We start from the raw sequence: 7,287 nt of genomic DNA, 5'->3' as shown, positions 1-7,287 counted from the left end.
CTACAGGGACCGTGTCAGCCGGAAGATGACGCGGCCCCTGTGGGAGCGGCCTTGTGCCGCGATGGGCCGCAAAGCGGCCCCAGAATCTCACCCCTCCTGCTGCTCTTCGCGCCGATACGCCCACTGATACAAAGCCGGCAGCACCAGCAATGTCAGTGCAGTAGAAGACAGGATCCCGCCAATCACCACCGTCGCCAACGGCCGCTGCACCTCAGCCCCGGTCCCCGTAGCCAGGGCCATCGGAATGAACCCCAGCGAAGCCACCAGCGCGGTCATCAGCACCGGGCGCAACCGCGTCAACGCGCCCTCTTCAACCGCCGCCCGCAATGGCCGCCCCTCTTCGCGCAGGGCACGGATAAAGGCGATCATCACCAGCCCGTTGAGCACCGCCACTCCCGACAGGGCAATGAACCCTACGCCAGCTGAAATGGACAACGGGATGTCCCGCAACCACAGCGCCAGCACCCCGCCGGTCAGGGCAAACGGAATGCCGGTGAACACCAGCAAGCCATCCCTGAGGTTGTTGAACATCATCAGCAGCAGCGCCATGACCAGTAGCAAAGCCACCGGCACCACCACCTGCAGGCGCTCGGTTGCCGATTGCAACTGTTCGAACTGGCCCCCCCAGCGCGTCCAGTAACCCGGCGGAATCTGCACCTGCCGGATCAGGGCCTGTTCGGCATCCGCCACAAACGAGCCCAGGTCACGCCCACGTACGTTGGCACTGACCACCACCACCCGCTTGCCATCCTCGCGGCTGACCTGGTTAGGCCCCAGTTGCAGGTTCAAACTGGCCACTTGGGACAGCGGGATGAAGCCGATTTGCGCAGCGCCCGCAGCGGCACTGGCCGGTACCGGAATCAGCAGGCTGGACAGCCCGTCCACATCGGTGCGCAAGGTTTCGGGCAGGCGCACCACCATGTCGAAGCGCCGGTCGCCTTCATACAGCGTGCCTGCCGTGCGGCCACCCACAGCAATTGCGATGGCGTCCTGCACGTCACCCACGTTCAGGCCATGGCGGGCCGCCTTGTCGCGGTCGATGTCGATGGTCAGCACCGGCAGGCCGGTGGTCTGCTCGACCTTCACCTCGGACGCACCCGCTACCCCCTGCAGGCTGCTGGCGATCTGTGTGGCGGTGCGGTTGAGCACATCCATGTCATCACCGAACAACTTCACCGCCACATCGCTGCGCACCCCGGAAATCAGCTCGTTGAAACGCAACTGGATCGGCTGCGACAGCTCGTAGTTGCTGCCCGGTACGCTGGCGGCAGCACGTTGTACCTCGGCGATCAGTTCGTCACGCGGCTTGCCAGGGTCTACCCACTGCTCGCGCGGGCGCAACATCACATAGGCGTCGGAGATGTTCGGTGGCATCGGGTCGGAGGCGATCTCGGCGGTACCGGTACGGGCGAACACCCGCTCCACTTCCGGCACCTGGGCGATGATCGCCTGCTCCAGGCGCTGCTGCATGTCTACCGACTGCGACAGGCTGGTGCCCGGCACACGCAGGGCCTGCAAGGCAAAGTCGCCTTCGCTGAGGCTGGGGATGAACTCGCTGCCCATGCGGCTGGCCATGACCCCGGACAGCACCACCAGAGTGGCCGCGACGGCAAACGCCAACTTGCGTCGCCCCAGCACCCAGGCCAGCACCGGGGCATAGCGCTGACGCGCCGTGCGCATCACCAGGCCTTCCTCTTCCTTGACCTTGCCGGTGACGAACAGGGCGATGGCTGCCGGCACGAACGTTACCGACAGGATCATGGCGCCGAGCAGGGCCATGACCACGGTAAAGGCCATGGGGTGGAACATCTTGCCCTCGACCCCGGTCAGGGCAAAGATCGGCAGGTACACCACCATGATGATCAACTGCCCGTAGATCAGTGGCCGGCGCGCCTCACGGGCGGCAGCGAACACTTCATGGAAGCGCTCGCTGCGCGTCAGCATGCGGCCATGGCGTTGCTGGGCATGGGCCAGGCGGCGGATGGCGTTTTCCACGATCACGACTGCGCCGTCGACGATGATGCCGAAGTCCAGTGCCCCCAGGCTCATCAGGTTGGCGCTGACCTTGTTGCTGAACATGCCAGTGAAGGTGAACAGCATCGACAGCGGAATGACCATGGCGGTGATCAGTGCGGCGCGGATGTTGCCCAGGAACAGGAACAGCACAGCGATGACCAGAATGGCGCCTTCGACCAGGTTCTTCTTCACCGTGGCGATGGCTTTTTCCACCAGGTTTGTGCGGTCGTACACGGTCACAGCCACCACACCCTTGGGCAGGTTGCGGTTGATCTCGACCAGTTTGGCGGCAACGGCCTGGGATACCGTGCGGCTGTTCTCTCCAATCAGCATGAACACCGTACCCAGCACCACTTCCCGGCCGTTTTCGGTGGCTGCACCCGAGCGCAGTTCTAGGCCCAGGCCAACCTCGGCAACATGGCTGACGCGGATCGGCGTGCCATCGACGCTGGCGATGACGATGTTGGCGATGTCTTCGGCCGAGGCCACCTGGCCCGGTGCCCGGATCAGCAACTGCTCGCCATTGCGCTCGATGTAACCGGCGCCAACGTTGGCATTGTTGCGCTCCAAGGCCGCGATCAGGTCGTTGAGGGTGAGCTTGTAGGCTGCCAGCCGCTTGGGCTCCGGTGCAATCAGGTACTGCTTGGCATGGCCGCCGATACTGTTTACCTCGGCCACCCCCGGCACATTGCGCAGCTGCGGCTTGATGATCCAGTCCTGGATCACCCGCAGGTCTGTCGGGGTGTACGGGGTGCCATCCTCTTTGAGAGCGCCCTGTTCGGCCTCCACGGTCCACAGGAAGATTTCACCCAACCCGGTGGAAATCGGCCCCATGCCCGCTTCCATCCCTTCGGGCAGTTGCTCGCGGGCCACTTGCAGGCGCTCGTTGACCAGCTGACGGGCGAAGAACAGGTCGGTGCCATCATCGAAAATCACCGTGACCTGCGACAGGCCCGAACGCGACAGCGAGCGGGTTTGCTTCAACCCAGGCAGGCCGGCCATGGCGGTCTCGATGGAGAAGGTGATGCGCTGCTCGGTCTCCAGCGGCGAGTAACCGGGTGCAGCGGTATTGATCTGTACCTGGACGTTGGTAATGTCCGGTACAGCGTCGATCGGCAGTTTCTGGTAGCTGTGGATACCCACCGCGGCCATCAGGACCACGGCCAGCATCACCACCAGGCGCTGCTCGATGGCAAATTGGATCAGGCGTTCGAACATGCAGGTGTCCCCGTGATCAATGGCTATGCTCGGCCGAGCCCTTGCCCAGTTCCGACTTGAGGACAAAGCTGCCGGCGGCGGCTACCTGGGTGCCGGCGGCCAGGCCGCTGATAATTTCCACCTGGCCGGCGTCGCGGCGGCCGGCCTTTACCGGGCGGGCCTCGAAGCCTTCCTCGGTGCGGGCAAACACAACGGTCTGTTCTTCCCAGGTTTGCAGGGCGCTTTCCGGCACCACCACGGCGGCATTGAAGCGCTCGACGCTGACCGCGATATTGACGAACAGCCCGGGGCGCCATGCGCCGTTGGGGTTTGCCAGGGTGGCGCGGACCGTGGCGGCGCGGTTCTGCTCGCCGAGCAGGCTGCCGACATAGTTGACCTTGCCCTCAACCTGGGCGCCCAGGTCTGGTGCGCTGACCGTGACATTGCGGCCGGTCACCACCTTGTCCAGATCACGCGGCGCCACGGCGAAGGTGGCCCAGACCCGGCTCAGGTCAGACAAGGTGAAGGCGTTGCTGGTCGCGTCGACCACCTCGCCCACGCTCAGATGCTTTTCCACCACCACCGCATCGAATGGCGCGCGCAATTCATAGCGGTTGCCAGCGCCCGCCGGCCCTACTGCGGCGACCTTTTGCCGGGCGTTGGCCAAGGCGATTTCGGCCTCCTGTAACACCTGCCGCGCTTGCAGGTAATCTTGCTCGGCACTGATACGCTCCTGCCATAACTGCTGTTCGCGCTGGAAGGTCAGGCGCGCCAGCTCCAGACGGCGCTGGGCTGCCTGCTGCTCGCTGCGCAGGTCAGAAATCTGCTGGCTGGCAATCACCGCCAATACCTGGCCGCGCTTGACCGCCTGGCCCAGTTCGGCTTGCACCGCCTCCACCACACCGGGTACACGCGGCACCACGTGGGCAGTGCGGTCCTCGTCGAAGCGGATTTCCCCCGGGAAGCTGAAGGCGGTACCCAACTCACGAGGGCCGGCGGCAGCCAACTGCACACCGGCCGCCTCGATCTGGGCGATGGACAGGTGCAATTGGCCCTCTTCTTCGCCGTGCCCTTCCTCTGCATGGCCTTCATTGGCCTTCTCGGCACCATGGCCGTGGCTGTCCTCGCCATGGTCGTCGTGGCGGGCCTGGGCATTCGACGCCTGGCCCAGGTTGCCGGTCCAGGCCAGGCCACCCAGGCCGAGCGCGGCCATGGCGGCCACCAGAAGGGCTATCTTGCGTGGGTTAGTCATGCTTGCTCCTGCTGTTCAAGGGGGTGCTCAGGTCATCGAGGTCGCCATAAATCCGCTCGACCTGCGCCCGTGCGTCGGTCGCCGAAGCCAGCGCCTCGAGGTACAACCCGCGGGCCTCGATCAGCGTGCGCTGAGCGTCGAGTACATCGAGGAACGCGAACTTGCCCATTTCGAAACCACGGGTGGCGGTGTCCACGGCCTGCTGCGCCGAAGGCAGGATGGTGCGGTCGTAGGCGTCCACCTCCTGCATCGCCGTGTGCCACTGGCTGACTGCGCTGCGGGTTTCACTGCGCAGGCGCAGCTCCACGGCGTTACGCAGGTCACGCGCCTGGTCGGCACGGCGTGCAGCCGCCAGCACGTTGCCCTGGTTGCGGTCGAACAGCGGCAATGGCATGGACAGGCCCACCACATTCACCCGCTCGCGGTTCTCGCGGCTGTACTGGCTACCGAGGCTGACAGTGAGGTTGGGAATACGCTGAGCCTTTTCCGACCCCAGGGACGCTTCGCCGCGCTCGACCTGTGCAGCAGCCAGACGCCATTCGGCGGTGTGTTCGACCCGGTCGAGCAAGGCATCGGCGCTGGGCGCGACGCCAGGCGAAAGGTTGGCAGCCTGCAACTGATCGAAGCTTGCCAAGGGGCTACCGGTCAGGCGTGCCAGCGCCTGATAAGCCACGCCGCGCTGGGTCTGCGCGCGTCGTACTTCAGCCTGGGCCTGGGCCAGTTGCACCTGGGCGCGGGTGGCCTCCACGGGGGATGACTGGCCAGCGGTCACCCGCCCCTGTACCACGCGCAGCCCGCGCTCGGTCAATGCCTGCGACTGCTGCGCCAGTTCCAGTGCTGTCTGCGCGCGCAAGGCGGCGTGGAAGGCCTGCACCACATCGGCACGCAGGCCATTGCGCTGGCGCTCCAGGCCAAGCTGGGCAATGGCCTGGCCGGTGCCAGCCACAGCAATACGTGCGCCGCGCTTGCCGCCCAGTTCCAACGGCTGGCTGAGGGTGACGGTGGTGGTGCTGGTATCGCGGCGGGTGTCCTCGACCTCCCAGGCGAGCTCTGGGTTGGGGATCAACCCGGCCTGGCGCCGCTCGCCGTCGGCAATGCCGATTTCCCGGCCGGCTGCGGCCAGCTCTGGGTTTTGAGCAAAGGCGGCGGCAAGCGCCTGGGGCAGGCTCAGGCTCTGACTGGCCTGGGCACTGGCGACACTGGCCAGCAACAGGCAGAGCAAAGCGGTCTTGCGGGGGATGGGCACGAACAAATCCTCGTCGACGCGTTTAGGCGAAGGACTGTAGGAAGCCGTGCTTATCGGGGCGGTGGCAGGAAAATTACAATTTTGTAATGCAGGCGCAGAAAGCCAAATCCCCCGTAGGCGGGGGCCTGCACACCTCAATAGTTCGATAATCGCCCACTTTCCCGGTGCGGCGTTTTAGTCCAATTGACTAAACTAACCAGGCGGTACAAAACTAGGTGCATCCAACAACAACAAAGCGATGCTCGTCATGAACCCCCTTATTCTCGTGCTCAACGGCCCTAACCTGAACATGCTGGGTACCCGCGAGCCTGCTCAATATGGCCACGAAACCCTGGCTGACCTGGCCCAAAGCTGTGCCGACACTGCCCATGGCCATGGCCTGGAAATCGAATTCCGCCAAACAAACCACGAAGGTGAACTGATCGACTGGATCCACGCCGCCCGCGGCCGCTGCGCCGGTATCGTGATCAACCCCGGCGCCTGGACCCACACCTCGGTGGCCATCCGCGACGCCTTGGTGGCCAGTGAACTGCCGGTCATCGAAGTACACCTGTCGAACGTGCACAAGCGCGAGCCGTTCCGCCATCTGTCATTTGTATCGTCCATCGCCGTCGGGGTGATTTGCGGGCTGGGCAGCCATGGCTACCGCATGGCCCTCAGCCACTTCGCCGAAATGTTCCAGGAGCGCACGGCATGAGCCAGCACGCCATCCTTGCCGGCTTGATCGGCCGCGGCATCCAGCTGTCGCGCACCCCTGCCCTGCACGAACACGAAGGTGACGCCCAGGCCCTGCGCTACCTGTATCGGCTGATTGATGCCGACCAGTTGCAACTGGAGGACAGCGCCCTGCCCGGGCTGCTCGACGCCGCGCAGCACACAGGCTTTACCGGGCTTAACATCACCTACCCGTTCAAGCAGTCGATCCTGCCGCTGCTCGACGAACTGTCGGATGAAGCCCGTGGCATCGGCGCGGTGAATACCGTGGTGCTCAAGGACGGCAAGCGCGTCGGCCATAACACAGACTGCCTGGGTTTTGCCGAAGGCTTGCGCCGCGGCCTGCCTGATGTGGCCCGGCGCCAGGTGGTGCAGATGGGTGCCGGTGGCGCCGGGTCGGCCGTGGCCCACGCCCTGCTGATTGAAGGGGTCGAGCAACTGGTGCTGTTCGAAGTGGATGCGGCCCGCGCGCAAGCGCTGGTAGACAACCTGAATGAGCATTTCGGCACGGGCCGCGCAGTACTCGGCACCGACCTGGCCGCGGCGCTGGCCGAGGCAGACGGGCTGGTCAATACCACGCCGGTGGGCATGGCCAAGCTACCGGGCACACCGCTACCGGTCGAGCTGCTGCATGCGGGCCTGTGGGTGGCGGAAATCATCTACTTCCCGCTGGAAACAGAACTTCTGCGCGCGGCTCGGGCACTGGGTTGCCGCACGCTGGATGGCAGCAATATGGCGGTGTTCCAGGCGGTAAAGGCGTTCGAGCTGTTCAGCGGGCGCCAGGCGGATGCGGCGCGGATGCAGGCGCACTTTGCCAGTTTCACCTGATAGGCAAGTGTTGGCTTCTTCGCGGGCACGCCCG

At 64.9% G+C, this 7,287-nt stretch carries 5 protein-coding genes; 2 read left to right on the top strand and 3 right to left on the bottom strand.

Features of this window, described 5'->3' with window-relative positions; genetic code table 11:
- Window positions 1–87: 87 nt before the first annotated feature.
- The 3 genes from ACK1VC_RS12900 to ACK1VC_RS12890 are packed head-to-tail and all read right to left on the bottom strand — an operon-like array spanning window position 88 to window position 5,711.
- On the bottom strand, window positions 88–3,234 hold the full coding sequence (locus ACK1VC_RS12900; protein ID WP_197884460.1) for an efflux RND transporter permease subunit: 3,147 nt from the start codon (window positions 3,232–3,234) through the stop codon (window positions 88–90).
- A gap of 16 nt (window positions 3,235–3,250) precedes the next feature.
- The gene (locus ACK1VC_RS12895; protein WP_016485978.1) at window positions 3,251–4,465 is read right to left on the bottom strand and encodes an efflux RND transporter periplasmic adaptor subunit; all 1,215 of its coding nucleotides are present in this window, start codon (window positions 4,463–4,465) and stop codon (window positions 3,251–3,253) included.
- Window positions 4,458–5,711, bottom strand: coding sequence for a TolC family protein (locus ACK1VC_RS12890; RefSeq protein WP_191087481.1), 1,254 nt, complete (start codon window positions 5,709–5,711; stop codon window positions 4,458–4,460). The genes ACK1VC_RS12895 and ACK1VC_RS12890 overlap by 8 nt, the downstream gene beginning before the upstream one ends.
- Before the next feature lie 247 nt (window positions 5,712–5,958).
- On the opposite strand from ACK1VC_RS12890, the gene aroQ reads away from it, so the two are divergent.
- Both aroQ and ACK1VC_RS12880 read left to right on the top strand, forming a co-directional pair.
- Window positions 5,959–6,408, top strand: coding sequence for a type II 3-dehydroquinate dehydratase (gene aroQ / locus ACK1VC_RS12885; RefSeq protein ID WP_016485976.1), 450 nt, complete (start codon window positions 5,959–5,961; stop codon window positions 6,406–6,408).
- Window positions 6,405–7,253: a shikimate dehydrogenase gene (locus tag ACK1VC_RS12880; RefSeq protein WP_016485975.1), complete on the top strand. Its 849-nt coding sequence runs from the start codon at window positions 6,405–6,407 to the stop codon at window positions 7,251–7,253. Before aroQ ends, ACK1VC_RS12880 begins: the two co-directional genes overlap by 4 nt.
- The last annotated feature ends 34 nt before the right edge of the window (window positions 7,254–7,287 follow it).

This window comes from Pseudomonas sp. XP2, from assembly GCF_053557975.1.
This window is presented reverse-complemented; position numbering and strand designations above follow the sequence as displayed.

Coding starts and splice junctions, on each gene's coding strand:
- ACK1VC_RS12900 (WP_197884460.1), bottom strand. CDS start 3,234: ATGTTCGAACGCCTGATCCAATTTGCCATCGAGCAGCGCCTGGTGGTG.
- ACK1VC_RS12895 (WP_016485978.1), bottom strand. CDS start 4,465: ATGACTAACCCACGCAAGATAGCCCTTCTGGTGGCCGCCATGGCCGCG.
- aroQ (WP_016485976.1), top strand. CDS start 5,959: ATGAACCCCCTTATTCTCGTGCTCAACGGCCCTAACCTGAACATGCTG.
- ACK1VC_RS12880 (WP_016485975.1), top strand. CDS start 6,405: ATGAGCCAGCACGCCATCCTTGCCGGCTTGATCGGCCGCGGCATCCAG.